21 protein-coding genes and 1 pseudogene are annotated in these 23,466 nt (G+C 41.5%); 14 read left to right on the top strand and 8 right to left on the bottom strand.

Going from position 1 to position 23,466, the window contains the following annotated elements; genetic code table 11:
* Positions 1-50: 50 nt before the first annotated feature.
* The 3 genes from AS151_RS22620 to AS151_RS18895 are packed head-to-tail and all read left to right on the top strand — an operon-like array spanning position 51 to position 2,765.
* Positions 51-701, top strand: coding sequence for an ABC transporter permease (locus AS151_RS22620; RefSeq protein ID WP_211517647.1), 651 nt, complete (start codon positions 51-53; stop codon positions 699-701).
* Positions 702-703: 2 nt separating this feature from the next.
* Positions 704-1,627 (top strand): glycine betaine ABC transporter substrate-binding protein, encoded by a 924-nt coding sequence (locus AS151_RS22615; protein WP_244533086.1) that lies wholly within the window; start codon positions 704-706, stop codon positions 1,625-1,627.
* A 31-nt stretch (positions 1,628-1,658) separates the two neighbouring features.
* Complete coding sequence (locus AS151_RS18895; protein ID WP_071518628.1) at positions 1,659-2,765, top strand: DUF389 domain-containing protein; 1,107 nt, start codon at positions 1,659-1,661, stop codon at positions 2,763-2,765.
* A gap of 102 nt (positions 2,766-2,867) precedes the next feature.
* Here the strand turns inward: AS151_RS18895 and AS151_RS22305 are convergent, their stop codons facing one another.
* A complete protein-coding gene (locus AS151_RS22305) occupies positions 2,868-3,026 on the bottom strand; it encodes a hypothetical protein (protein ID WP_170861453.1) in 159 nt (52 codons plus the stop codon).
* Positions 3,027-3,057: 31 nt separating this feature from the next.
* Here AS151_RS22305 and AS151_RS18890 point away from each other — a divergent pair, with 31 nt between their 5' ends.
* Positions 3,058-4,782: a SulP family inorganic anion transporter gene (locus AS151_RS18890; protein ID WP_071518682.1), complete on the top strand. Its 1,725-nt coding sequence runs from the start codon at positions 3,058-3,060 to the stop codon at positions 4,780-4,782.
* A 209-nt stretch (positions 4,783-4,991) separates the two neighbouring features.
* Here the strand turns inward: AS151_RS18890 and crtH are convergent, their stop codons facing one another.
* Complete coding sequence (gene crtH / locus AS151_RS18885) at positions 4,992-6,500, bottom strand: carotenoid isomerase (protein WP_071518681.1); 1,509 nt, start codon at positions 6,498-6,500, stop codon at positions 4,992-4,994.
* 578 nt (positions 6,501-7,078) lie between these two features.
* Here crtH and upp point away from each other — a divergent pair.
* The 3 genes from upp (at position 7,079) to AS151_RS18870 (ending at position 8,529) form a co-directional block, all read left to right on the top strand.
* Entirely contained in the window at positions 7,079-7,765 is a 687-nt protein-coding gene (upp, locus tag AS151_RS18880; RefSeq protein WP_071518627.1) for a uracil phosphoribosyltransferase, read from the top strand.
* A gap of 63 nt (positions 7,766-7,828) precedes the next feature.
* Positions 7,829-8,164: a hypothetical protein gene (locus AS151_RS18875; protein WP_071518626.1), complete on the top strand. Its 336-nt coding sequence runs from the start codon at positions 7,829-7,831 to the stop codon at positions 8,162-8,164.
* An 86-nt stretch (positions 8,165-8,250) separates the two neighbouring features.
* Positions 8,251-8,529: a YggT family protein gene (locus tag AS151_RS18870; RefSeq protein ID WP_071518625.1), complete on the top strand. Its 279-nt coding sequence runs from the start codon at positions 8,251-8,253 to the stop codon at positions 8,527-8,529.
* 72 nt (positions 8,530-8,601) lie between these two features.
* On the opposite strand, the gene AS151_RS18865 is transcribed toward AS151_RS18870, so the two are convergent.
* Positions 8,602-9,036 carry a hypothetical protein gene (locus tag AS151_RS18865; protein WP_071518624.1) on the bottom strand — a complete coding sequence of 145 codons (435 nt, stop codon included), beginning with the start codon at positions 9,034-9,036 and terminating at the stop codon, positions 8,602-8,604.
* Positions 9,037-9,199: 163 nt separating this feature from the next.
* Between AS151_RS18865 and AS151_RS18860 the strand changes: the two genes are divergently transcribed.
* From AS151_RS18860 to AS151_RS18840, 5 genes are all read left to right on the top strand, one after another.
* A complete protein-coding gene (locus AS151_RS18860; RefSeq protein WP_071518623.1) occupies positions 9,200-9,703 on the top strand; it encodes a biopolymer transporter ExbD in 504 nt (167 codons plus the stop codon).
* A gap of 131 nt (positions 9,704-9,834) precedes the next feature.
* Positions 9,835-10,395, top strand: a complete 561-nt coding sequence (locus AS151_RS18855; protein ID WP_170861452.1) for a type IV pilin-like G/H family protein — start codon at positions 9,835-9,837, stop codon at positions 10,393-10,395.
* 336 nt (positions 10,396-10,731) lie between these two features.
* On the top strand, positions 10,732-11,226 hold the full coding sequence (locus tag AS151_RS23165; protein ID WP_071518622.1) for a type IV pilin-like G/H family protein: 495 nt from the start codon (positions 10,732-10,734) through the stop codon (positions 11,224-11,226).
* 116 nt (positions 11,227-11,342) lie between these two features.
* Positions 11,343-13,544, top strand: coding sequence for a hypothetical protein (locus AS151_RS18845; RefSeq protein ID WP_071518621.1), 2,202 nt, complete (start codon positions 11,343-11,345; stop codon positions 13,542-13,544).
* Position 13,545: 1 nt separating this feature from the next.
* Positions 13,546-16,317: an O-linked N-acetylglucosamine transferase, SPINDLY family protein gene (locus tag AS151_RS18840; protein WP_244533085.1), complete on the top strand. Its 2,772-nt coding sequence runs from the start codon at positions 13,546-13,548 to the stop codon at positions 16,315-16,317.
* A 31-nt stretch (positions 16,318-16,348) separates the two neighbouring features.
* Here AS151_RS18840 and AS151_RS18835 read toward each other — a convergent pair whose 3' ends face one another.
* Together AS151_RS18835 and AS151_RS18830 are read right to left on the bottom strand one after the other, a co-directional pair.
* A complete protein-coding gene (locus AS151_RS18835) occupies positions 16,349-16,606 on the bottom strand; it encodes a nucleotidyltransferase domain-containing protein (RefSeq protein WP_211517646.1) in 258 nt (85 codons plus the stop codon).
* Positions 16,607-16,673: 67 nt separating this feature from the next.
* Positions 16,674-17,072: a HEPN domain-containing protein gene (locus AS151_RS18830; RefSeq protein WP_071518619.1), complete on the bottom strand. Its 399-nt coding sequence runs from the start codon at positions 17,070-17,072 to the stop codon at positions 16,674-16,676.
* A gap of 140 nt (positions 17,073-17,212) precedes the next feature.
* On the opposite strand from AS151_RS18830, the pseudogene AS151_RS21710 reads away from it, so the two are divergent.
* Both AS151_RS21710 and AS151_RS18825 read left to right on the top strand, forming a co-directional pair.
* Positions 17,213-17,530: pseudogene (locus tag AS151_RS21710) on the top strand (O-linked N-acetylglucosamine transferase, SPINDLY family protein); the annotation flags it as partial.
* A 475-nt stretch (positions 17,531-18,005) separates the two neighbouring features.
* Complete coding sequence (locus AS151_RS18825; RefSeq protein ID WP_139240770.1) at positions 18,006-18,920, top strand: hypothetical protein; 915 nt, start codon at positions 18,006-18,008, stop codon at positions 18,918-18,920.
* A 151-nt stretch (positions 18,921-19,071) separates the two neighbouring features.
* Here the strand turns inward: AS151_RS18825 and AS151_RS18820 are convergent, their stop codons facing one another.
* The 3 genes from AS151_RS18820 to AS151_RS18810 all read right to left on the bottom strand — a co-directional run bounded on the left by AS151_RS18820 (position 19,072) and on the right by AS151_RS18810 (position 23,166).
* Entirely contained in the window at positions 19,072-21,885 is a 2,814-nt protein-coding gene (locus AS151_RS18820) for a glycosyltransferase (protein WP_071518617.1), read from the bottom strand.
* Between the two features lie 67 nt (positions 21,886-21,952).
* A complete protein-coding gene (locus tag AS151_RS18815; protein WP_071518616.1) occupies positions 21,953-22,360 on the bottom strand; it encodes a tetratricopeptide repeat protein in 408 nt (135 codons plus the stop codon).
* Positions 22,361-22,590: 230 nt separating this feature from the next.
* A complete protein-coding gene (locus AS151_RS18810) occupies positions 22,591-23,166 on the bottom strand; it encodes a Uma2 family endonuclease (RefSeq protein ID WP_071518615.1) in 576 nt (191 codons plus the stop codon).
* Positions 23,167-23,466: the final 300 nt, after the last annotated feature.

Below are 23,466 nucleotides of genomic sequence, written 5' to 3'. Positions count from 1 at the left end.
GCATGTAGTTATTGAGCAATTTCCCACCAAAAACCACCAAAATCGTAGCCATGAATGAAACCGAACCAGAATTATTTCTATGGCGATATAGCGACCAAATGCTCCAACATACAGGAGAACATTTGGTACTGGTTGGCATTTCCACTGTTATCGCCATTGGTATTGGCATTCCCTTGGGAATTGTCATTACCCGCCAACCCAAACTATCCCGCATTATCTTGGGACTTGCTAATATTTTTCAAACCGTTCCCAGTTTGGCGCTATTTGGATTTTTAATTTCCGTTCCCTTGGTTGGCGGTATTGGTGCCAGACCCGCTATTTTAGCTCTAATGCTTTATTCTTTGCTACCAATTATCCGCAATACCTACGCCGGCATTACCAGCGTCGATCCTTCCATTCGCGAAGCTGGCAAAGGCATGGGAATGACCGATTGGCAATTGTTATGGCAAGTAGAAATTCCCCTGGCGATGGGTGTCATTTTGGCAGGGGTACGTGTAGCAACAGTTATTGCCATTGGAACGGCGACAATTTCCGCCGCCATTGGTGCTGGTGGTTTGGGATCTTTAATTTTTCAAGGACTTTCCCGCGCCAACCCACCCCAAATTTTAGCTGGTGCCATTCCGGCTGCTTTCATGGCATTGCTGGTGGATTTTATTCTTGGTAGGATAGAACGTCAATTTGTATCCAAAAGGGGGAATTGAAATTGAACTGGAAAAACCTATACCAACGGATTTTTGCTTGGGGAATGGCTGGATTGTTGCTTGCTTTTGCGATCGCGGGATGTCAAACTTTTAGCGATCGCGCTAGCAAAACTGTCGTGGTTGCTTCAAAAAACTTTACCGAACAAATTATTTTAGGGGAAATTCTCTCCCAGCAAATTGAAAATTTTACCAACCTCAACGTCCAACGCAAACTCAATCTCGGCGGCACGTTTATTTGCCACGAAGGCATCAAATCCGGCGAAATTGATACTTATGTCGAATACACCGGCACTTCCCTACAGGCAATTTTAGAAAAAGATACCAATGCCAACGCCCAAAAAGTTTACCAAACTGTCAAAGATACCTATCAAAATCAGTTTGGCATCGAAGTTATGTCTCCTTTAGGTTTTAACAATACCTTTGCCATTGTCATTCGTCAAGAAGATGCCCAACAATACAATCTGGAAACCATTTCCGATGCGGCCGAATATACATCCCAGTGGACCCCAGGTTTTGGCTATGAATTTGTGGAACGGGAAGATGGTTATTCCGGATTGGTCGAAACCTACGATTTGGAATTTCAAAACGACCCTAAATTGATGGAGTTGGGATTAATTTATCAAGCTTTAGTCGAAAAGCGGGTCGATTTAGTAGCTGGCAATTCTACAGATGGCTTGATTCAAAAATTCGATCTAACAATTTTAGAAGATAATAAAAATTATTTTCCTCCCTACGAAGCTGTTCCCTTAGTACGGCAAGATACATTGGAAAAATACCCACAACTGCGACAGGCGATAAACTTATTGGCTGGCAAAATTTCTGCTGAAAAAATGCAACAAATGAATTATGCTGTTGATGTAGAAAACCGGACGGCGAAAGCAGTAGCTGCAGAGTTTTTGCAGTCTTCAGGATTGGTCAAGCCGTAGCCACTTTTTCGGTAAATCGCGAGAATTACTCATGATTTCCAAAGTCTCCCAGGAAGAACTAACCCAACTACGCCAAAGCCTCATGCAAGAAGCCGAAACCAATGCCAACTACCTGGTATTAACCTTTGCTTCTGCGGTGATTGCTTCTTTGGGATTGTTGGTGAACAGTCCTGCTGTTATTATTGGTGCTATGATTATTGCCCCGCTCATGCTCCCCTTGCGGGGGTTGTCCCTAGCAGCTTTGGAAGGGGATATTTCTCTATTTCAAAAAAGTATTATTTCTATTATTGTAGGCGCGATCGCAGGGATTGGCATTGCTTGGATCGTCGGTAGAATCGTTGGCATTCCCGAATCCGAGTTTGGTTCCGAAATTGTATCCCGCATTCGTCCCAACTTATTCGATTTAGGCGTCGCGATCGCAGCTGGCGTAGTCAGTGGTTTCGCCAAAATTCGCCCGGAAATCAACGATGCCCTCGCCGGAACCGCCATTTCCGTCGCCCTCATGCCTCCCCTGTGCGTTGTAGGGTTAAACCTCTCCCAAGGCAACTGGTCGAACACCGGTGGTGCCTTTCTCCTCTATATCACCAACCTGTTGGGAATCACCCTTGCCTGCATCATCGTCTTTGTTTTGGGAGGTTACTATGTAGAAAATCGGCGCGTACACCGGGCCTTAAGCCTTACTCTCATTTTAACCGCCGCCATTATTGTTCCCCTAGGACTGAGCCTTTGGCAGCTTATCCGCCAAGCTCATTTAACTTCAACCCTAAAAACCATTTTACTCAGTCGTACCGTCACCGTCGGCCAGCAAGTCGATCTGGTCAAAACGGAAATCGACTGGACGCAAACACCTCCTGCCGCCCATTTAAATGTCATTGCCAGAGAACCCATCACCTCAAAACAAGTTTTGTTGGTAGAACAGTTCGTGCAAAGGGAAATGAATCAAAAATTTCAACTGATTTTTGTAGTAGAACAAGTGGAAGAAGTCCGCGCCGCCGATCCAGAAAACCTCGAACGCGAAACCCTTTCCGACCCCAAAAATTCCCAAAAAACGCCAAAATCTCCCATGCCTTCCCCCATTTCCACTCCCATTCCCCCAGAATTGGTGGTTCCCTCCGAAAATGGGAACTCAGGAGAGTAGCATAGATTGTTTTAGACAATGGAAATAGTAGAAAAAAACAAAGAAGAAATTATTGGCAAACGCCGAACATCCATCTGTGCTTCTTAGCTGGCAATTTCTCTCCTATTTTCCAGGTGTTGCTGTATTTTCTTTATAAGGTATAGTTATAAAAATAACCACAAATCCTAAACCCGAAATATTGCTATCGGGTGTATCTATCAAATATGCTTGATGTTTTGATAGATATCCATCAACAAATTTTGGAATGTTGGTTGTAGCCAACGGTTATTTGTTGTGTACTCAAACGATTCTTATGCGAATTACCAATAAAATCCACTTTAGAAACCTACGAGGCGATATCTTCGGCGGCGTTACCGCTGCTATTATCGCACTTCCCATGGCCCTTGCCTTTGGGGTTGCCTCCGGTGCTGGTGCCACCGCTGGTTTGTATGGCGCTATCTTGGTTGGATTTTTTGCTGCCTTATTCGGCGGTACGCCAACCTTGATTTCCGAACCCACCGGACCCATGACCGTGGTGATGACCGCGGTCATTGCCAACCTCACCGCCAATAACCCCGGTGCCGACGGCATGGCTATGGCGTTTACCGTAGTTATGCTGGGGGGATTGTTCCAAATTGCCCTAGGTGCCTTGCGGTTGGGGCAATACATCACCCTCATGCCCTACACAGTCGTATCTGGTTTCATGTCGGGGATTGGCTTTATTCTCATCGTACTGCAACTACCTCCATTTCTGGGTCACGACAGCAGCGGCGGGGTCATTGGTACCCTGCAGCAGATGCCAGAATTTTTTAGTAATGTGAACCTCGGCGAGACCGGTTTGGCCCTTTTCACCATTGCCATCCTCTTCTTCATGCCTTCCCGGCTAAGTCGCATCATTCCGCCGCAGCTAACCGCTTTAATCCTCGGTACCATCATCTCAGTCGTAGCGTTTTCCGACCCAGAAGGCATTCGCCGGATTGGGGAAATTCCCGCCGGTCTACCTCAATTGCAAATGCCCATGTTTGACCTAAGTCAGATCCGCATGATGGTGGTCGATGCGGCTGTGTTGGGCATGTTGGGAGCCATCGATGCTTTGCTCACTTCCACCGTTGCCGATAGCCTCACGCGCAGCCAGCACGACTCCAATAAGGAACTTATCGGTCAAGGATTGGGCAACGTAGCTTCTGGTTTGTTCGGCGGTTTGCCCGGTGCCGGTGCCACCATGGGAACCGTGGTTAACATTCAAACTGGCGCTCGTACCGCTTTATCGGGATTGACCCGCGCCGGCGTTTTGATTGTGGTGGTCTTTGGTGCCAGGGGATTGGTAGAAGACATTCCCATGGCTGTTCTTGCCGGCATTGCCCTCAAAGTGGGGATTGACATCATTGACTGGAGCTTCCTCAAACGGGCACACCAAGTTTCCTGGAAAGGCGCTTTGATTGTCTACGGAGTGATTCTGCTAACAGTATTTGTGGATTTGATTACCGCCGTTGGGGTGGGCGTCTTCGTTGCCAACGTACTCACCATCGATCGGTTAACCAAGTTACAATCTAAAGATGTGCGGGCAATTACCGATGCCGATGATGAAATTAATTTAGATAAAGAAGAAAAACAACTATTAAACTGCGCTCGAGGAGATGTACTACTCTTCCATCTCAGCGGTCCCATGATTTTTGGTGTATCCAAAGCTATTTCCCGGCAGCACAATGCCATCGATCGCTATAAGGTCTTGATTTTTGACCTCAGCGACGTTCCCTTGCTAGGTGTAACTTCCTCACTCGCCATTGAAAATGCCATTCAAGAAGCTGTAGAAAACGACCGCGAAGTATTCATCGTCGGCGCTGCCGGCAACATCAAACGCCGTTTGGAAGATTTTGGTATCCTTAACATGCTACCACCAGACCACCTACTCATGGACCGACGCCAAGCCCTACGGGAAGCCATGAAACTCATTGGCAAATCCCAAGAAGTATTTCCACAAGACGCGGCAGTGATAACCGCAGTAGAAGGCAACAATCGTTCCGTAGGTAGCGAGTGAAGCGATAGGGAGCTTGGGAGCTTGGGAGCTTGGGAGCTTGGGAGCTTGGGGGATATAATTGGTTGTTTTCTCCGACGCTCCGACGCCCCGACGCTCCGATGCCCCGACGCTCCGATGCCCCGATGCCCCGACGCTCCGATGCCCCGACGCCCCGACGCTCCGACGCCCCGACGCCCCGACGCCCCGACGCTCCGATGCCCCATCCTCCATCAAATTCCCAAATCCACTGCCACCCGATGGGCACAGGCAAATCCCGAAAAAGCCACGGCATTCAACCCTTGACCGGGAAACGTACTGTCGCCAACGCAATACAATCCGGGAACAGGAGTGCGATTGAAAGGCATTGTCAGCAAGCCTGGTAATTTTTTGCGGGGAATTGGACCGTAGGTACCATCCATTCTGCCTAAAAAGCGACGGTGAGAGCGCGGCGTTCCCACTTCCATATAATCCAAACCGGCATCCAATCCGGGGAAGATTTTTTCCAAACGTTCGATAACTCGACCGGCGGCTTCTTCTTTTTTCTGTTCGTATTCTTTTGAATTTAATCCCTGCCAACTATCTATCCAACTGGGGGTAAAGGTATGCACGATGTGGTAGCCATTGGGGGATAAATCCGGGTCGAGTAAAGTGGGAATAGACACAAAAATGGTGCCCTCCGGGTCTTCCATGCGTTCCCAATCTTCTAAAACAATGTGGTGGCAAGCCGTTTCCTCAGATAAAACGCGCGCATCCACGCCTAAATGTAGGTTGAGAAAGCTGGGGGAAGGTTGGTAATTTTGCTGCCAGCGACGTTCTTTGGGGGGCATTTCCTCTGTCGGCAGCAGCCCCTCGAAGGTATCCCAGCGGGTAGCGTTGGAAATAATTCGTCGGGCACGATAAATGGTACCGTCAGCTAGTTGAACCCCGACAGCACGTTTTCCTTCTTTGAGAATTTTGGTTACTCGGGCTTTATATTGGATGCTACCGCCAGCTTTTTCCAGACCTTCTACCAGTTTTTGGGCAATTTGACCCACGCCACCTTTGGGATAGTTGATGCCACCGTAATGGCGATCGCTAAATACCATACCAGCATTAATGGTAGGCGTACGTTCTGCGGGTACTACGGACCAGCAGTAACATTCCATATCAATAAATTTTAATAATTTCGGGTCGCGAATATGTTTGCGTGCCAAATCTCCCACATTGCTGGGCAAATACCGCACCAACTGCAAGCAAGCAATGGGATTTTGGAAAAAGACCCGCGTCAAATAGCGAATTTCTTCTAGCGAAAGTAGTTCAAAAGAATTTAAACAATTAAAAACTTGCCAGCATTCGTCATAAAATTTTCTGATACCTTCCCGTTCGTGGGGAAAATGAGCGGTTAATTCTTGCAAAAATTTCTCATAGTCTCGATGAACTTGCACATTCAATCCATCGGGTAAATGGTAGTGAATTTGCACCGGGTCGGGAATGGTTTCCAAATGCACGCCTACTGCATCCAAAGCCCGGGTCAAGAGATTGGTGGTGCCTTGCTGACCGAAACCAAAAATCATCGATGCGCCTACATCGAAGCGATAGCCGCAGCGTTCGAAATAGCCAGCACTACCACCAGGAATCAGGTAGCGTTCTAAAACCAGAGTACGGGCACCTTTGGCTGCTAGCTGGGTAGCGGTTACCAAACCACCAATGCCCGATCCAATGATAATTGCATCAAAATCCGTACGTGCTGTTGCGCTCATAGAGTCTTTTTGAAGTTGGAAAACGCCAGGTTTTTGGTAGAGGGAGCGTCGGAGCGTCGGGGCATCGGGGCTTCGGGGCATCGGGGCGTCGGAGCTTCGGGGCATCGGATAAAACAACCAATTGTATCTCCCACGCTCCCAGGCTCCCACGCACCCACGCACCCACGCTCCCACGCTCCCACGCTCCCAGGCTCCCACGCCTAAATAATGACAGGCATTCTAGAGTGTAGCTTCCTGGGGCGGAAAATGCTATGCGATCGCTAAAATCCAAAAACCGCCAAAATCCAAAAAAAAGAGACCGCCTGGCTACCAACAAGACGGTCTCAAACCAAACTCCCTAGAGCCGACGCCCTCAGCTACGGGAATATGCCTGTTCGACGCTGCAATCTAAGGAGAGGAGAACACTGCTTTCTACTCTAGGTTTGTTGAAATATTTTGTCAATATTCTCAGGAAAAATTTTCAATAAAATTTCTGGGCAACAAGCGATCGCCTTTTGGGGCACCGTTGTCTGGTAGTATCGCGAAAATGGCTGGCAACCGAGTATTATGTTTCAGGTTTGAAGGAAAAAGCACAAACAATGGCTGACCGATTATTGGTTTACGTTCCCCCCCATCCCCTGGTCAAACACTGGCTGGCAGTAGCACGCGATGTCACCACACCGCCGTCGCTGTTTCGCACAGCCATGAAAGAACTGGGGCATTGGCTAACCTACGAAGCTGTGCGCGAGTGGCTACCCACTTTGGAAACCACCGTACAGACACCGCTAACTTCTTGTGCGGCAACCACCATCGATCCAGAAGTACCGATCGCGATCGTACCTATTTTACGGGCAGGGTTGGCATTGCTAGAAGGTGCCCAAACCGTTTTGCCCCTAGCATCCATTTACCATTTAGGAATAGAACGAGACGAACAAACCCTGCAACCCAACTGCTATCTCAATCGCTTTCCAGAACAGTTTCCACCTCGCACTCAAATTATTGTCGCCGAACCCATGTTGGCAACGGGCGGTACAATAGAGCTAACCATGAAAGAGCTAACACAGCGAGGGATTGACCCAAGTTTGGTGCGGATTGTTTCCATCGTGGCAGCACCGCAAGCCTTGCAAAAACTCGACCAATCCTATTCTTCGCTGCGCGTATACACCGCGTGTATTGATGAAGGGTTGAACGATCGCGGATTTATTGTACCTGGTTTGGGCGACGCCGGCGATCGCAGTTTTGGCACCACAGCCGTTGATTCGCCATCTGACAGCGAAGCGGGATAAGCTGGGGTCGGCATACTAAATAACATAGCAACACCAACTGACGACAACGACAATAGGGAAATTATGAGCAATCGCGAAGGATTTACAGGCGGATTTTTAACCGGGGTGCTGCTAGGCGGAGCTATTGGCACAGTAGCCGGTTTACTGATTGGTTCCCGTAGAAGCCAAGAAGAAGAAGACGAGCTACTGTTAAGTTCTCAGGGGTCTCCAGAAAAAGGTTCCACAAACCAACGCCAAGCCGCCAACACCGACGAAAATATAGAAGCCAACCGCCGCAACCTAGAAAACAAAATCGCCCAACTCAACGAAGCCATCGACGAAGTGCGCCAACAACTGCACAGCGTAGACCGCAGCGCCGCCGACACCGAAAGCGAGTACACCACCGCCGAAGATAGCTAACTCCGAGCCCTGCTGAAGCGCTGGGAATGCATATAAACTAAAATTAGAAGTAATTTCGTTCGACGTATAGCCAAATCGGAAATCCTATGAATAGTATCGTCGCCCTTTTGTTAACCACCATTAGCCAGTTTCTGTCCATTTATCTGGTACTGATTATTATACGCATCCTGTTGAGTTGGTTCCCCAACGTTAACTGGATGAACCCTCCCTTTTCCATCCTCAGCCAGCTAACCGACCCCTACCTCAACCTGTTCCGCAGCATCATCCCTTCCCTTGGTGGGATTGACTTTTCCCCCATCCTGGCAATCATCTTGCTGCAAGTCGTGCAATCCTTCCTACCGTCTCCCGCTGCCTTTGGGTTTTAAACAGAAAACCAGTTTGTTCGTGGTTCGATACATAGGTAACAAAACCTACGAACCACGAACAGCTTTTAAACCCTAGGGAAGGCGAAATTTCACGCTGCGGCTAAAGCCAGAAGCCTTAAAATTTTCCAACTGCAAAGGTGTCGGTTGGTTGGCAGGAACCGAAATTCGCACCTCAAACTCGCTGGTTCCCGGGGGAACTTCATCAATCGAACCAATGCGGGTACGATTCGGCAAAACCGGATTGCCATTGGCATCGAAAATTCTGCCGTACACATCGGCATCGTAAACCGGGTTCCCAGAGGGATTTTCCGCCGAACCAGTAATCATGAAACAATTAGCACGCCTGCTAGAACCGCTCATGAACGTGTTTTCTCCCACATCCTCCGGGCATTCCTTGTAGGAAATATCCGAAAGCTCAATATCAGTAATTGCCCAGGCAGCAGGAGCTACCAACCAGCTAGCCATAACGGTAAAACTAGCAAATAGAAAGAAAAGCCAGGTACGCATAGTTTGATATTGCCTACCAACAAAAAACAACGATATAACCACGTTTACCAATTATAGAAATTTTTGCGATCGATAAAATTTATCTTTTATCCTGCCTTACCATCCATATATGCTTTCTAGATAGCACGAGCAAACCAACACCGCTCTCCTTGCGATACCATCCATGAAAATCGAAGCCGAAGCTGCCAAAGACGAAGTTCGCATCGAACTCATCCCCCTGCTGGATGTCATTTTCTCGATTTTGACCTTTTTTCTCCTCGCCGCCTTGCAGCTAACCCGCCAGCAAGCTATAAATGTAGATATTCCCGATGCCAAAACTGGTACTCCCCAGATGCAGGAAATGTTTTTGGTCAGCGTCGATGAGATTGGGCAAACCTACATCGACCAAGAGCCAGTTAGCCGCAGGAAGTTACAACGGGAACTTCTACTGTACCACCAAAACAATCCCAATGGTCTGATCGTTCTCAACGCTTCTAAAATGGCACGTTACGAGCAGGTGGTCGAAGTGCTGGATTTGCTGCGTCGAGTCGGCGGCAAGCGTGTAGCCTTGGCGACCAATCCCAACAATCAAGAAGGGCAACAATCCCCTGGCAACTTCAACCAATCCTCTCCAGATATCAACTCCGAAGACCTTTTGACCCTGCCTTCGCCCCAGCAAACCAACTAAATTTCAGAATTGTTAACAAATGTATACTTAACAATCGTTAAATTTACGGAGATTTGCCTTGGCAATTGCAAAAAATTTGAGATAGAAGTTAAGGAGGAGTACGCGATCTGGGTAAGTTATAAGAGATGTCTATGATTTATTTTATGATTCCTATGAAGACTGCATTTAAAGCCAAGATTTTACAGCAGACGCTTAACGCGCAACGAGAAAGTTACAATAATCGAGGATTTTCACTCATAGAACTTCTCGTGACCATCGTTATCATTGGAATTTTGGCGGCGATCGCATTACCTACCTTCCTCAGGCAAGTAGATAGAGCTAGTCAAAGTGAAGCTCAGAACTATATAGGTTCAATTTTAAGGGCTCAACAGTCCCACCGGATAGCCAACACAAGGTTTGCCAATAATATAAACGACCTAGAGGAAGTTATGATTCCCACCCAAACTGAAAACTATCAATATGGTATAACCGGAGATGATGAGCAAGGAACAGCTACAGCACAACCTCTGGATAGCAAATTTAGAGGATATGAAGGTGCGACCAGATTAGTGAATCCTAGTGGAGCTCCAAATGGGCAAGTATTAAGAACTGTAATTTGCGAGTCTGATGGGACTGGAATCGTTCCGGAAGCCAATATTCAAGATAATGGAACCGGCAACTGTAACAACGGCTCTCCAATAAATTTAAATTAATGATACAGCAAAATCATGCCTAACGGTAGTTTTGGGAAAATGATATATTGTTGATTGGCTCTAAAAGCTAGTTTAGCCCACTCAATATCCATTATGTAAAGCAAAATGTTCTTCTCTTAATCTACCAGCGAACTGATATATTACTTGCTGGATGGGCTTTGCTATGGGATGGGAGAAAAGATAACAAGATTAGAAAGTTCATTAAAGAACTCAGAGAAAAATTTTTGGTGAAAGGTGATAGAAATATACCAAGGACCGGGTAAGCTATCCATAGAAAGGGTAAATGAAACCAATACCTCAATTTGTAAGCATCCCACACCGAAAGGAGAGGACATCATGAAAACCCAATTCAAAGCTAAATTTCTCCAACACATCCAGCATAAGAGAGAAAACGAAGGTTTTACTCTAATCGAACTACTCGTTGTTATCATTATTATCGGTATCTTGGCTGCCATTGCTTTGCCCAACTTCTTAAACCAAGCGAACCGTGCCCGGGAAAGTGAAGCAAGAACTCAGCTAGGTTCCATTAACCGGGCTCAACAAGCTTTTCGTCTGGAAAATGGTTCTTTTGCTACTACCCTGACAGCTTTAGACGTAGCTGTGCCTAGTCAAGGAAGCGTATTTGAGTTTTCAATAGATGCTGGTAACACTAACGACACTGGAGCTGTTGCAGATGCAGAGAATTTAGAGGGTGACGGCCAAATTCCTGGTTTCGCTGGTGCAGTTGCCTTAAACACAGATACCCAAGCAATTACTACAGAAATCTGCGAAAATGGAGACTCAACGGCACCAGACCCAACTATTAACCAAGGCACCATTAGCTGTCCATAGTAGATTTTCCTTGTCTTTACTCGAATTTTCTTAGACAAAAATTGTTGGCGATCGGGTAGAAAATATCTATCCGATCCATTCTTTATTGTTGAAGCAGTTTTTATAGTATATAAGCTATGGAAGAAATTTGGTTACAAAAACAAAAAAAAGCAAATGAATATTTTCAGGAAAGGAAATATGATAAGGCAGTGGACTTGTATGAAGAATCTATAGAATTAAAACCTACAATTATTGAAAATTATTGGTACTTAGGACTTGCTTTATTGATATTGGGAAAAGAAGATTCGGCACAAGCAGCCTGGATGATACCAATTTTGTCATCTCATGATGAAGAGGAACAAGAAAAATTAATTAAAGATCTATCACAAATTTTAGAAAAGGAATCTCAGAATCAAGAGTCACAGCAGCAATTACAGTTAGCTCGGTTGATTCGCCAATATATACAAGAAATTTTACCTCAAAATGTTGACAATCTTCTCAAGCTCCTCATATTAGCGATTCGTCTGCAAAACTTTTCAGAATACAATGGACTTATAGAAAAAATCAATGAAAGGTTGCAATGTATTAAATATGAAAAAAATGGGGAAATACTACTAGATATTTTAGACCAACTATTAAAGATTGCTCCGGACAAAGAATCAGTAATTGATTTTGCAAAAATTTGTAGTTTACATGTGGAATCAAAAGATCGGATAACTAATATATTACTAAAAACAGCCCACGAACTCAGCGAAAAAGGTCAAGCTCAAAAAGCAATTTCTTTAGGAGAAATTTGCATGCAATTGTCACCAAATCATCCCAAGGTATTTAAAGATATGGCTGGCTTTTTGCAAAATTCTGGAAAACATTTAGAAAGTATACCAGTTGCAGAAAAATCTTTTGCTCAGGCCGAACGATGGGGTGAAAAATTAGCAGCACTGTATTCTCAAATTAGAGGTTGGGTATACGCCGGTGGGCACTGGCGACAGGCCTATGCTGTTTACCAGCAGCATCAAAAGCTCCTGGAAGAAATTATTACGAAGCGGGAAGAATTAGATGCTAACGAATTATTACCAATCATAAGTGCAGGTATATTTTCAGCATATTTTGAAGATTCTCCTCAAAAATATCGTCCGTTGAGAAATCAGTATGCTAAGCTCTGCCAGGATAAACTGCAAACAGAATATCAAGAACAAGTTAATAGATATCAAGAGTATATCAGTAAAAAACCATATGCTTCTAAAAAAATAAATATTGGTTATTTATCGAACTGCTTTTACAACCATTCTGTAAGCTGGATTGCTAGATGGCCCCTTTGGTACCACGATCGCGAGCGTTTTGAAGTCCATGCATATTCCACAAAACATATAGAGTCTCCATTACAAAAAACATTAGCTAAAATATGTCAACCAAATTTTCATCAAGTTAACCTTAATATCAACGAAATTATTGAGAAAATTGTAGAAGATGAAATTGATATTTTAGTAGACTTAGACAGCCTGACTTCTAATATTAATAGTGCTGTAATGGCATTGAAGCCATCGCCGATTCAAGTAAGTTGGTTGGGATTTGATGCTTCTGGTTTTCCATCCATAGATTACTTTTTAGCAGATCCTTATGTATTGCCAGAGTCAGCTTCGGAGTATTATGCAGAAACTATATGGCGACTACCTCAAACTTATGTTGCCGTCGATGGTTTTGAAGTAGCTGTACCAACTTTACGTCGCGATCGCATGGGAGTTCCTCAAGATTCTATTGTATATTTGAGCGCTCAATCAGGAGCCAAACGCAATCCCAATAATGTAAAAGCTCAAATTCAAATTTTAAAGGAAGTACCTAACAGCTTTTTATTTGTGAAAAGTATGCGTGGCGATATGGAGTCGCTTCAAGCATTTTTTGAACAAATAGCTGAATCTGAAGGAGTTAGCAGCGATCGCTTGCGTTTTCTGTCTAAAGTTCCTCTCGAGGCTACCCATCGAGGTAATCTCAGAATTGCGGATGTAGTTCTGGACACCTACCCTTATAATGGAGCAACTACCACTCTAGAAACTTTATGGATGGAGATTCCTATAGTAACCCAGGTAGGCACACAGTTTGCAGCACGTAACAGCTACACAATGTTACTAAATGCGGGAGTCACCGCAGGAATTGCTTGGAGTCAAGAAGAATACATTGAGTGGGGAATCCGTCTTGGCAAAGATCCTCAATTGAGGCAAAATATTTCTTGGCAGTTGCGAGTTGGAAAAAAAACAGCACCTTTATGGAATAGCGAACAGTTTACTAGAGATTTAGAAAAGGCATACGAACAAATGTGGCAGAAATTCTTAGGTGAAGCTTAAAATGAAGATTGCTATTTATGACCCCAGCGATTGTTCTTATACTGTTAGTACCCCATATCGAGAATCTCTCGATTTAGCTCAAGCTTCATTGTGCTATTTAAGTGTAGCTTTAGCACAACAAAGTCACCAAATTGTGTTTTTAAATGCTACCAAAGAGCCAGCTATAGACAGAGGTGTAATATGCCTTCCCTGGAAAGGTATTAGCAGAGATTTGCTATCATCTGTAGATATAGTAATTGTATTTAATGGTATTGAAAGGGGAGAAGAAATTGCCAAACATTTAGAAGTGTCTACTCGTTTGGTACTATTTATTGACAGCACTATAAATAGCAATATATTGACAAGTGATGAATTGCAAAAACCCGGCGTACTAGAAAGCTTTGATGCTATTTTTTTCCAAAATAAAAAAGAAAAGCAATCTTTTGATGAAATATATCCTCAGTCTCAAGCATTAACTTATTTTGTTCAAAATAAGAATTACGATTGGCAAGATCTTGCTTTTACTTGGATGCAAAAATTACAAGAAGTTTGCGAATCTGATTTTTACAGTCAAACAGCATACCGTTATTTCTTAAAGGAAGAATATGAGTATGCTATGCAAGAATATGAAAAAGCAATTGCCAAGCAATCGGATCTTCCAGAAAACTATTGGTATTATGGTTTGTGTTTGCTTTTGCAAGAGCAAGAAGAAGAAGCACAAGCTGCTTGGTTTTATCCTTTTCTAGAGTTAGATATAGAGAATGAAGATGTATTAACTAAAGGTTTAGTGGATCGACTTGATAAAGCAGCTTATCAGTTTGAATCTATACAAAAAGATTCGGTAGCTTGGGCTCTTCGACAACATATCCGGGAACTCAATCCTACGAATCTAAACAATACAATATCCCTAATTCGTTTATCGATGGGGTTACATTTACTAAACGAACATGAATATATAATTTATGATTTTGCTAAAATTTTGAAATCAGAACAGTTACCAGAGGATCGATTTGAGGATGCTATTCAAATTTTAGTTGATTTTTTGAAAAGTAATCCTAAAGAAAATATTATCGATCCTTTAATAGAAGCATACCGACAAACTTTGTCTAATAATGAAAAATATAGAAATATATTTTTATCTCAAAAACTTAAAATTTTAAACAATAAAAATCTCCCTTTTATTGGTACTATTAAAATTTGTAATTTGGCTCTATCTTTTCAACCAAATCGTTTCTCTTTATGGACAAAATTGAGCGGAGCTTGTTATTTAGAAGAAAGATACCGAGAAGCTATATATGCTACCCAAAGGATGCTTGAAACTGCTAGTAATGACATAGAAAAAATAATTAGTTATTATCAGCTCATAAGAGGCATGTTAAATAGCGGCGAGTTCAAATATTATCAACTTATAAAAACACATGAAGAAGAATATTTAGGACTACTCAATTATTTCCTTGACAACTGTAATTTTGAGGCTAATAAACAAGACATAGATGACATAAATAGTTATTTTCAAGTTATAACTGCTGCTTGCTATTTCCCCTATTTGTATGACAATCCCAGCAAAATGCATAAATGGCGAGGGAAAGTTGGCTGTTTTTGGCACAAGCAATTGCAAAAATATATAGAAAAGCATAAAATTAAAAACATAGGTTTATCTAAAACAACAACAAAAATATCAAAAAGTCAATCTAGAATTAAAATAGGTTATATTTCTAGTAGTTTACGTAGGCACTCAGTAGGTTATTTGTCTGGATGGTTTTTCCAAGAATATAATAGAGAAAAATTCGATTTTTATGTATATTCTTTAAATCATACCCAAGATCCATTAGCGTTATTTTTTGAGCAAAATAGCTATTTTCGTGATTTAACTAACGAAAGCAAACTAACTAATATCGCCAACGCTATTCAAGAAGATGATATCGATATTTTAATAGATTTAGATAGTTTGACAGACCAGAAAGTTTCAAGAGTTATGCTCATGAAACCAGCACCAATTCAAGCAACTTGGTTGGGATTTGATGCTTCGGGAATTCCAACTATTGATTATTTTATTGCCGATCCATATGTTCTTCCAGAAAATGCTCATGAATATTACAACGAAACGATATGGCGACTTCCCCAAACTTACATTGCTGTAGGTGGGTTTGATGTTGGTTCACCTAGTCTTCGCCGAGAAGATTTGGAAATTTCTAAAGATGCAGTTATCTTTTTTAGTTCTCAAACTGGTTCAAAACGTAACTCAGATAATATACGTCTACAAATGCGGATTTTACGAGAGGTTCCCAATAGTTATTTTATTACGAAAACAATGTTAGGGGACCAAGAATCTATACAAGCTTTCTTTACTGAAATTGCAGCTGAGGAAGGTGTAGACAGCAATCGCTTACGATTTTTACCTAGAGTTAATTTAGAAGCCGTTCATCGTGCCAATATCGCGATCGCGGATGTGGTTTTGGATACCTATCCCTACAATGGCGCTACAACTACAATGGAGACGCTTTGGATGGAAGTTCCCATGGTCACCAGAGTGGGAGAACAATTTGCCGCTCGCAATAGCTATGCCATGATGGTGAATGCAGGCATTGAAGAAGGGATTGCCTGGACAGATGAAGAATATGTGGAATGGGGAATTCGTCTGGGGAAAGAACCGCAGTTGCGCAAAGAAATTTCCTGGAAGCTGAAACAGTCGAAAAAATCGGCACCTTTGTGGAATGCCAAACAATTTACCCGTGATATGGAAGCAGCTTACCAGCAAATGTGGCAAAAGTATATTGATGAATCGAGTGAATAGCCAACTACACTGAAAATCGATTCGCGATCGTTCAGATAGTTGCCGGTAACTCTTTTAACCACACAGTTTCTCGAACTAGCGTTTGATAAAAGCGAGGTTGCTTTTTTAGTAAATCCTGCCACTCGGCAAGAGTATACACGCTAGCCTCTACTGGTACAGGAATCGAGAAAAAATCCCAGACACTTGCTCTGCGTTCAAATGGCAAATCGCTCTCGGTAACAATAAAAACTAAATCTAAATCGCTGCCAAACCCAGCATCTCCCCGCGCATAAGAGCCAAAATAACCCATACCCAAGATACGATCCTGGTCAGTATTTGAAAGATTGGATAACCACTGACGAAGAGCCCTATCTACTTCATTCCGACTGGGCCATCGCGCGACTGACGAATTCAATAATCGCACTGGCATAATGAATTGCCTCCTCACTTTGCAAAGAGCCATAGTGGTCAAATGGAGAACCTTCTGGATGGCTATCAGGGTACCGCGTGGGAATATAAAAATTATCGAGTACTTTAGCCTGTTCGACCAGAATCTTAGGAATTTCTACGGTTTGAGGTAACTCGTTTAGCAAACGTGCTACCAAATGTCCCCAAGCCTCTTGAAGATAATGTAAATGTAGTGCCTGAACTGCTTTTTCGGCGGCTTGATGTGCTGCAAAACAAGCCCATTCATGTCTTCCCTCCGAGCCAGAGGAGCGAGCTTGCTCAAGATCGCGGTTTGCTTGTCGAAGCCAATCTAGCGAGCGGTTGGGCATTTATCTATTTCAGTTCATAACATTTTCTATTTCAGGAGTCTAGCAGGTAAAATGAGATTATTCCCTAGCTACCGTTTCCCTAAATAAATAGCAATGATAAAACCTGTCTATGTGTAATATCTTATCATATTTTAAAAGTAGATATAGTTTTGGATACCTATCCCTACAATGGCGCTACAACTACAATGGAGATGCTTTGGATGGAAGTTCCCATGGTCACCAGAGTGGGAGAACAATTTGCCGCTCGCAATAACTATGCCATGATGGTGAATGCGGGCATTGAAGAAGGTATTGCTTGGACGGATGAAGAATATGTGAAATGGGGAGTTCGTCTGGGGTAAAGAACCGCAGTTGCGCAAGGAAAATTCTTGGAAGCTCAAACAGTCGAAAAAATCGGCACTTTGTGGAATGCTAAGCAATTTACCCGCGATATGGAAGTAGCTTATACATTTCCTTAATAATTTGCAAGAGATAATAGAGGCATTTTTGTAGGGGCGCTTCGCGAAGCGCCCCTACCAGGGCAATTTGCAAATTCCATACAATCGTTGTTTTTCAGAAATAGTATTACCAGCAAATGTGGCAGAAGTATATCGGTGGATTGAGTGAATAGCAACCCCCATTAAAAATCAAATCAATTTTTGGCTATTCATTTGGTTTCTGCTAGTTATTTTAACTACAAAATTTAATGGACTATCGTTTATTAAGCTATTAGAGGAGTCTCGGGAAGGGAGTTGACCATGGCGAAAATTCTCAACATTAAAAATTCTAAATCTGTCAAAATGCTTCAAAACAGGAAAAGATGAGATTCAATTTTTTGCCCAAGTATAAGCTCTATACTTGATCCTTATCCTTTTTGATTTGAAAGCTATTCCTTGACAAGAGAAGAAATTAATGCTATAGTTCATCGAATAGATAATTTCGTTTGTTTGCAATATGGAAAAACAATACTTAATGCATATAAATAGTGTACTAACTTACTCTAGTGTGGAGAAAAATGAACCAACTTTCATGAGTCCCAAATTACGATCGAAATTCATTCAAGCTGCTATAAGATATGCTTGTGATTTTTACTCAGATTTTTTTGGGGAAGGGGTAAATATTGGACAGGATTTAGATAATGAAAAACTTTATATAGAGTATAATAAAATTTATTCCCATGCTTTATCATTAGGTTTATTTCAGCCTGGTGGTATTAGCGAAAAAGACCACTTGAATTTTTGGTGTCTTGCAAATATATTTTCTCCTGAAATGTATATTGAATCTGGTGTGTTTATAGGTAGTTCTCTACATGCCTTTATCAACTCCCTAAACCCAGATTTAAAGAAAATAATTGCAATCGATCCTAACTTAAGCAATTTAAAAGTTTCAACTAAAAACAGTTTAGATATGCTTTTAGTTGATGATAAAGATTTTTATCAAATTGATATTGATACTACTTCTTTTTATAAAACTTTAGTGTTTTTCGACGATCATATCAATAGTGCAGAACGTATTTTGCAAGCGTATGAAAAAGGTTTAGCATATTTGTTATTTGATGATTCAACTGGTTTAGAAGGAATTTGTCAAAGATTCTATCCTGCAATTCCCACAGTTCCTATGATAATAAATTGTCATTTACTAAGTCCAGGGGAAGAATTGTGCTGGACTCTCAAAAAGAATTCTGATACGGGGGTACGTATATCTCTAACTATAAATCAAGAACTTATTGATAAATGTTACCAAGCAAAAAGTTTAATTAAAAAATGTAGTAAAATACCGGAATTAGGTGATTTTATACCGCAACCTTATCCAGGAAAAACAGTCAATTCAAGCAAATATTTGATTGAATTGAAGCAATCTTCTTCCTAGTTGATTGTAATTGCAAGTATATTTATAGATAATCAAAGAGCTTATAAAATTTCTATAAATTTCTATAAATAGTAATAGTCTTTAATTCTCCAAAATCGCTTAAAAAGAAGGGGAAACCTCTATATTCTTCAAGAGATCCATAAAAATGGCATTAATATTTATTTAAAGAATCTATCGAATATACAGGAAGTAAATCAGCTGAAGTTTCTCTAACAGCTTCTTGATTTTCATTCTCTATAACTACTCTTGCCGTTAATAGAGGGATTAATGCTTCCCATTGCATTCTATTTAATTTTCCTATAAGAGAAATTTCTGGTCCGTTTTCAACATTTAAGTCTTCTTCCATTAGCAAATTCATCGTAATTCCTGCTATAATTAAATTTGCGTTTTCTTCTCGGATTCCAGTTGAATCGATTAAAAGCGTTGAATGGTCTTTTTTACGGGAATTCACTATAGAGCTTATAATTGTTTGTATTTCAACTCCAATTTTTTCCTCATCATTTTGGAACCAATCTGGAAAAATAATTAGGTTAAAAGATTGTAATTTTAAATTTTCTTGCAAACTAATCTGTCTTCTTTTGAATAAAGATGTTTCTTTATAATTTTCTTGCACTACAAGTTCTTGAAATTTTTCTTCAAACTTTTCCTCTAATAAATCTATAGAGTTTTCTATATTCAATAATTTCATAGCTCGTTCCTGACCGTTAATCATTAAATGCTTCCATTTATCTCGATCGTTTAACAAGCTTATTAAGGCATTTGCGAGAGCTTGAGCATTTCCTGCAGGAAATTTTATACCACTAACTCCATGTTCAATAACTTCACTAGCACCTCCAGTTCCACTATTAATTAATAATAATCCAGCCGCCATCCCTTCTACTTGTGAAATTCCAAAAGGTTCTTCCCAAACTGAAGGAAAAACAAATACATTATGTGTAGCGTATAGGCTTATTAACTCATTACGTGATAAGTAACCTAAAAAATCTACTTTTTGGGACATACCTGCAGCTTGAGTAAAATTGAGTAATTCTTGCAGAACGCTTTCTTCTGGTGTGGCTCCTGCAATTGAACAGTGAAAATCTATACCAGCATCATGTAAAATCTTTAAAGCTTTAATTAATACTTGAGGCCCTTTATAGGGCAGAACTAGACCTGCAAAGACCACTCGAAGTTTATCAAGATTTTGAGAAACGGGTAGCCTAAATTTATTAACAAAAGCACCTGGATAAATCACACTGATATCGTCTAGAAGATATCCTAGCTCTAAAATTTTATTCTTGGTAAACTCGCTACAAGCTGATAGATGGTAAAAATCATTTTGGGGAGTTTTTTCTAAAGAATAACCGGTTTGATTAAAGGCAACATGATGAATAGTAGGAATTTGGTTTTCAAGAAAAGGTTGAAAAATAGCCTCACTGAGAAAGTCTATATTCCCTACTAAACAAACATCAGGATTATAAGTTTTTATATATTGTTTTATAATTTTTTCATTATTTTTTATAATATCATTTTTTTCTTCTTGACTTTGAACCGCTTTCGGGGGCATTTTTTCATAATTACCAAATAAAAGTAAACTGCGATCGACATGCGGTTCGGTAGTAGAAATATCTCCTAAATAAGGAGCATCAGAAGTTAAAACCTTAACTATATGACCACGGTTACGTAAAATATTTGCGAAATCGCAAATATAACGACCGTATCCCCCAAGTTCTTGAGGCGGATATAAATTATTTATGACTAGAATTGTTTTAGTTTTTAAATGGTAAGCAAGTGGTTTTTCGGATTCCTTCTCAAATCCCCACAAATAAAGTTGTTTTTGGATGATTTTTTGTTGGGTATAGCTAATAGAGTCAGCGAAAATCACAGATTTATAGCATAAGATATGTCGCAGTCTATCGAGTCCAACTTCATAAGCGTCCTTCCTAGTTGTAATTAAAACATCCCAAGTATATTTAGTATTTTCTTTTGCAATTTCGTTAAATTTTATATAATTTAATCGAGGCATAGAATCAATATGTTTTTGAAATCTTTCTTGACTACCGTTATATGTAACAATATATGGTTCTACGTTAGTATTTTTGGCACAGTTTTCTATTATTTTTGTAGAAATTTTTGGGGTCAATATGATAGATATTTTTGGTTTGTGACTTCTTTTTTGATTAAGATATTGCTCGATTTCTTCTTGGATTTTTTTTGAACATTCTGTGCTATTTTCCTCATTAGCCAGTAATGCTCTACTATATATGGAGTTTGTTCTTTTTTCTAAAAACTCAATCGTGTCAATAGAAAGATTCTTTTTAGAATCACCAATTTCACCTTTACGACATAGATATTCAGAATAATTGCCAAGTTCTTCTTTAGAACGGACCTGAATAAAAGCTTGATTTTGAGCGGCTTTTTCGAGCATATCAGAAGGGACATCAATTTCTAAAAAAGAAAAAATCTTGTTTAAAGTTTTAATAGGTTTTTGGTGCATATCTTCATAAGTTACAAACAAAACAGAATCTGTAAGTTCCGATTTTGCTTGGATATAGCTTTCAAGATGTTTGCACCATTCATCAATTTTTTTTGTGCAAAAAATATCTGGATTTTCTGGTACTTTTTCCCTGATAGAAGGGTACCTTAAATGAAAGCGATAGTACGAGTACAAAGTATCTAGAGGATCGCGAAATAGATATATTATTTTTTTATATATTCTGCTGTAGAACTCATGAGTTTTTATTATCCGAAAAGGAATATCTATACGATTGTCTATTTGATTGATATCATCTTCGTATATATCAGGAATAATTCGCTGAAACGGAATGGGTAAATCCGTTTCAGTATGAAAGCCATTAACCTGTAGAATGACATCGGCTAGTAGCCGCCTGAACCAGGTATTACCAGAACGAGGATATGATGCGAGAAAAATATCACTATCTAGAACAGTTTCTAAATTTCTGAATAATAATTGAGTTGTAAACATTGGCTTTTTCCCTAGCTAACTACGGTGGTAGATAAATTGTAGTCGAAGAGTTTGATATAATCCATCTCTACTGAGCTTGTTTTTCCTTACCTTTAACAAGAGAGAGCTTTTGCTGGTATTTTTCTTGTTGTGGATAAAGTTCCACGAGTTTTTGCAAAGGTTTCACTGCAGCTTCAAATTTTCCCATTTTTATATAGGCTTCTGCCAAGCCTTCCAAAGCGTTGCGGTTTTCTGGCTCTCTTTCCAAAACAAGTTGATATCCTTTGATTTTTTCCTGAATGTCTTGCTGTTTTTCCTTTGCTTCTTGTTGGGCAACTTCGGCTTGTGTGGGTTCTTCAAAAGACTGCCAAAACATTCTCACAAAAGGACTGCCAAAGGTAAAGGTAAAAGCAAAGGCCATAACCACCATCCTAAGCTTTTGCAGTCGCTTTTGTCGGTTAACCTTTTTCTGTTCCTCTGGATGTAACTTAGCCATAAAATGACCCCAATGCCGGCCTTAACTCCCTATTTCCAGCATACCCAAACTTAGGAAACGAGCGATCGCTTCTTCCAATTCTTTATCCCTCCGAACGCATCCCCGATCTTACCACAGACAGCACCCGTCGCCTGTCACCAGCCAAAAGCGCCGCCCTATCCCACCACAACTCCCATCCAAGCGCTAAATCGTCAATTGTTCCACCTTTTGACCGCGAACCCAGAGAAAAATCAAAACCGAACTCGATGATACAAATCGGCGATCGCGATTTCAACCGGAATAGAAGCCAAAGGAAGTGTAGCATTGAGATCGTCGTGAATCGCTAGCAGCCAGTGGCGATCGTCTTGTTTCGCGTATTGTTCGATTTGAACGCTATTTTGTTCGACGAGGAGATATTCTTGAAAGCTGGGAATTCCCCGGTAGGTAACAAATTTCTGGCTGCGATCGTAATTGCGAGTCGCCTCGAAAAGAACTTCGATAATGAGTGTTGGGTTGGTAATGGCAGTGGCGTCGTTGTCAGCCGTCAGAATCGGTTCTCGAACGACAACCACATCTGGATAGGTAAAGGTACGATTTGCTGGAATCCATAGCCGCTGGTCGCTATCAAAAACTTGATAAGACGTATCTTTGAGGGCAACCCCAAGGGCAATGATGAAATTGACTTTGATTTTGTTGTGTCTTGGGGAACCCCCAGCCATGGGAATAACCGATCCATGAATATATTCGTGGCGTTCGTTGGTACTATTTTCCAGATCGAGGTATTCTTCGACCGAATAAAGCTGTTTTTGTGCGGTTTGCGTCCCCATAGGCACATTCTCATGATTTTGTATGCTGGCCTTAATTCGCTATATGTAGCCGATCCAGATCTAGGAAACGAGCGATTTAACGTTGGTCTGACAATTGCCGTACAAATCTTTCATGCTCCGCCGACTGTATCTGTGAGTTTACCACAGACAGCACCCGTTGCCTGTCACCAGCCAACAGCGCCGCCCCATCCAACCACAACCCCGGAAAAAACGGACTTTTCAAGTAAAACTTTCGGTAGCTTGGAATCCCCGTCGCTTTAGCGCGGGGAGGAAAAGCGCCTCGTGGGGCTTTAGCCCCAT

Source organism: Geitlerinema sp. PCC 9228, assembly GCF_001870905.1.
Taxonomy (GTDB): Bacteria; Cyanobacteriota; Cyanobacteriia; order Cyanobacteriales; family PCC-9228; genus PCC-9228.
Note: the sequence above shows the minus strand (reverse complement) of the source record. Positions and strands in the feature narration are given on the sequence as shown.

Coding starts and splice junctions, on each gene's coding strand:
- AS151_RS22620 (WP_211517647.1), top strand. CDS start 51: ATGAATGAAACCGAACCAGAATTATTTCTATGGCGATATAGCGACCAA.
- AS151_RS18895 (WP_071518628.1), top strand. CDS start 1,659: ATGATTTCCAAAGTCTCCCAGGAAGAACTAACCCAACTACGCCAAAGC.
- AS151_RS18890 (WP_071518682.1), top strand. CDS start 3,058: ATGCGAATTACCAATAAAATCCACTTTAGAAACCTACGAGGCGATATC.
- crtH (WP_071518681.1), bottom strand. CDS start 6,500: ATGAGCGCAACAGCACGTACGGATTTTGATGCAATTATCATTGGATCG.
- upp (WP_071518627.1), top strand. CDS start 7,079: ATGGCTGACCGATTATTGGTTTACGTTCCCCCCCATCCCCTGGTCAAA.
- AS151_RS18875 (WP_071518626.1), top strand. CDS start 7,829: ATGAGCAATCGCGAAGGATTTACAGGCGGATTTTTAACCGGGGTGCTG.
- AS151_RS18870 (WP_071518625.1), top strand. CDS start 8,251: ATGAATAGTATCGTCGCCCTTTTGTTAACCACCATTAGCCAGTTTCTG.
- AS151_RS18865 (WP_071518624.1), bottom strand. CDS start 9,036: ATGCGTACCTGGCTTTTCTTTCTATTTGCTAGTTTTACCGTTATGGCT.
- AS151_RS18860 (WP_071518623.1), top strand. CDS start 9,200: ATGAAAATCGAAGCCGAAGCTGCCAAAGACGAAGTTCGCATCGAACTC.
- AS151_RS18855 (WP_170861452.1), top strand. CDS start 9,835: ATGATTTATTTTATGATTCCTATGAAGACTGCATTTAAAGCCAAGATT.
- AS151_RS23165 (WP_071518622.1), top strand. CDS start 10,732: ATGAAAACCCAATTCAAAGCTAAATTTCTCCAACACATCCAGCATAAG.
- AS151_RS18845 (WP_071518621.1), top strand. CDS start 11,343: ATGGAAGAAATTTGGTTACAAAAACAAAAAAAAGCAAATGAATATTTT.
- AS151_RS18840 (WP_244533085.1), top strand. CDS start 13,546: ATGAAGATTGCTATTTATGACCCCAGCGATTGTTCTTATACTGTTAGT.
- AS151_RS18835 (WP_211517646.1), bottom strand. CDS start 16,606: ATGGGTTATTTTGGCTCTTATGCGCGGGGAGATGCTGGGTTTGGCAGC.
- AS151_RS18830 (WP_071518619.1), bottom strand. CDS start 17,072: ATGCCCAACCGCTCGCTAGATTGGCTTCGACAAGCAAACCGCGATCTT.
- AS151_RS18825 (WP_139240770.1), top strand. CDS start 18,006: ATGGAAAAACAATACTTAATGCATATAAATAGTGTACTAACTTACTCT.
- AS151_RS18820 (WP_071518617.1), bottom strand. CDS start 21,885: ATGTTTACAACTCAATTATTATTCAGAAATTTAGAAACTGTTCTAGAT.
- AS151_RS18815 (WP_071518616.1), bottom strand. CDS start 22,360: ATGGCTAAGTTACATCCAGAGGAACAGAAAAAGGTTAACCGACAAAAG.
- AS151_RS18810 (WP_071518615.1), bottom strand. CDS start 23,166: ATGGGGACGCAAACCGCACAAAAACAGCTTTATTCGGTCGAAGAATAC.